At 58.3% G+C, this 2,076-nt stretch carries 4 protein-coding genes; 3 read left to right on the top strand and 1 reads right to left on the bottom strand.

Features of this window, described 5'->3' with window-relative positions; all coding sequences use genetic code 11:
- Window positions 1-973, top strand: a 973-nt coding sequence (locus tag CWO89_RS43485; protein WP_245476846.1) for an autoinducer binding domain-containing protein, incomplete at its 5' end; no start/stop codon positions are given.
- An 8-nt stretch (window positions 974-981) separates the two neighbouring features.
- On the opposite strand, the gene CWO89_RS49870 is transcribed toward CWO89_RS43485, so the two are convergent.
- Complete coding sequence (locus tag CWO89_RS49870; RefSeq protein ID WP_130231922.1) at window positions 982-1,161, bottom strand: transcriptional repressor TraM; 180 nt, start codon at window positions 1,159-1,161, stop codon at window positions 982-984.
- A 96-nt stretch (window positions 1,162-1,257) separates the two neighbouring features.
- On the opposite strand from CWO89_RS49870, the gene CWO89_RS49005 reads away from it, so the two are divergent.
- Both CWO89_RS49005 and CWO89_RS43475 read left to right on the top strand, forming a co-directional pair.
- Window positions 1,258-1,386: a hypothetical protein gene (locus CWO89_RS49005; protein WP_283813588.1), complete on the top strand. Its 129-nt coding sequence runs from the start codon at window positions 1,258-1,260 to the stop codon at window positions 1,384-1,386.
- Between the two features lie 228 nt (window positions 1,387-1,614).
- Window positions 1,615-1,818 (top strand): methyltransferase, encoded by a 204-nt coding sequence (locus CWO89_RS43475; protein WP_130232041.1) that lies wholly within the window; start codon window positions 1,615-1,617, stop codon window positions 1,816-1,818.
- Window positions 1,819-2,076 lie beyond the last annotated feature (258 nt).

The following is a 2,076-nucleotide window of genomic DNA, read 5'->3' as shown; positions in this document are numbered from 1 at the left end:
TCTTTCTGTCCGCGATGTGTCGCGAGGATCTCGCGGTGAACCGAACCGCGTAGCGCTTCACGTGGAACCCTCGCGACAATGTGCACACAAGAAGCGGCGCGGCGAAAATCGTTGTAGGGCATGGGAAGATCGCCAGCTTTTACCGTTCACAGCCGGCACCGCCACCCGACCTCAATCTCACCATCACTGCGTCCTGCGCCGAATCGAGCCGGGTGCTCGCCGCCGGAAAGAAGTCTTCAGAGAAACAATGGATACGAGGAGAATGGACCTAAAAACCTGGTTTCAGAGACTGACGGACGTCACTTCTGCCGCGAGAACGCAGGAAGTTCTGAGGGAAGCGCTGCCGGATCTCGTGGAGGAATTGGGCTTTGACTGCTACGCCTATCTCTACATCCAGCCATCCAGAACTTATGCCTACTCGAATTATTCGCCGGAGTGGCTGAAGCACTATTTCGACAGCGACTACACGACGATTGATCCGGTCGTAAAAACCGCCAGCACGACTTTGCGCGCATTCACCTGGTGCTCCGGAGGCTCCCGCCATTCGGAAACGAAGGAGGTTCGGCGCTTCTATTCCGAGGCCGGCGACTTCGGGATCAGATCGGGTATCAGCATCCCGATACGGACCGCCTGCCGGCACATGTCAATGCTGACGCTCGCATCGAGCAAACCGTCCTTGACCCTCGATAAGGATATCGATCAGATCGCCGCCGTCACGGCGGTCGCGTTCCTGCATGCCAAGCTTGAAGCACACAATGTGAAGCCGACCGCGCAGCCAACTTTCGAGCTGACGGCCAAGCAGACCCTCTGCCTCAAATGGTCGGCTGAGGGAAAGCCGATGAAGTCGATCGCCACCCTCGAAAACATGTCGTTCGCGACCGTGAATTTTCATCTCAACAACGCCCGCAAGGTGCTCGATGCGGGAAGTCTCGCCCAAGCCACGGCACTCGCGACGAAGCTCGGCCTGATCTGACCGCATCCTCAATCGGCCGGCATAGTCGGTACGTATAACTCGGCAATGTCGCGAAGGAGGCGATGCTTGTGGATTGCCTCGACGACAATCGTTTCGAGGATGTCTTTCGGAAGGTTCGCTGTCAGTCCGACGATCGGTCGCAAGGCTGTCTGCGCTTCTCCCGTGCGATCTTCTCCAGAAATACCCATTGTTCCAATTCTGTGCACGGCGTCCGCGGTGCGCCCGGGCCAACAAATATCCTTTGACCCCAAGCCGAGGTGGAAAATCGAGCAAAGTCGGCCCCCATGACCTTAAGGATTCGAGCGAGACCTTCACGCCCGAGCGCCGTCGAGACCGGTCCCAGCAAGCTGGAGAACCCGATGAACTATGTCTTTGCGGTATTCATCTGGCACGACTTCACCATCAATGAGTAGCAGTTCAAGACCATGCGCAAGCGCCCAGAGAAATAGTCCCGCAATCGGCAGCTCAGCGTCAGACAGCCGCTTCTCCAGGTTGAACTGCAGAGAAATCTATTATGCCGCCTTCCGAATTATGCCCCGCCAGCCAGCGTTCCTGGGGTCAGGTGCGCAGCGCCGGCGGGCTGTATCGGCATAATCGGGACTGCATGGCTGCGTCCAATTACGTAGGCAACCGCGGGCACGGTGTTGGTGCTGGAGCGGATCATCGGTGCTCCAAACATTGCGCCCGCCGAAAAGTTCAGTGACCTCAATATGCTCGTTGCTGCGGGCGGCCGAGAACGCAGTCACGACGAATTTGTCAGCTTGTTCGCGGCCGCCGGATACGCGCTGACGCGCGTGCTACCGACGGGCACGCAGATCCACCTGATCGAAGGCACCTGCGCCTGAGCGCCAATGCTCCGGAGCTATTGGACTCGGGACATCCGATCCGAATGTTTCCCACACTTGGGTCGGAAGCAAATTCTATCTCGCCTACGCGCCGGCGAAGCTCGTCGAACACGTGCAAGAACTGCTGGCGATCGCCGATCGCACAGCCGTGCATGTGAAGCGGCCTTGCATCGATCATGCCGAACTCCTCTATGACGAGAACGGCCTGCCGAAATGATCATCGACACCTCGGCCATGGTTGCGATCCTCTTCCGCGAG

It is taken from the genome of Bradyrhizobium sp. Leo170 (genome assembly GCF_004296405.1).
Classification (GTDB): domain Bacteria; phylum Pseudomonadota; class Alphaproteobacteria; order Rhizobiales; family Xanthobacteraceae; genus Bradyrhizobium.
The sequence above is the reverse complement of the archived record's forward strand: the minus strand, read 5'-3'. Positions and strand labels throughout refer to the sequence as shown.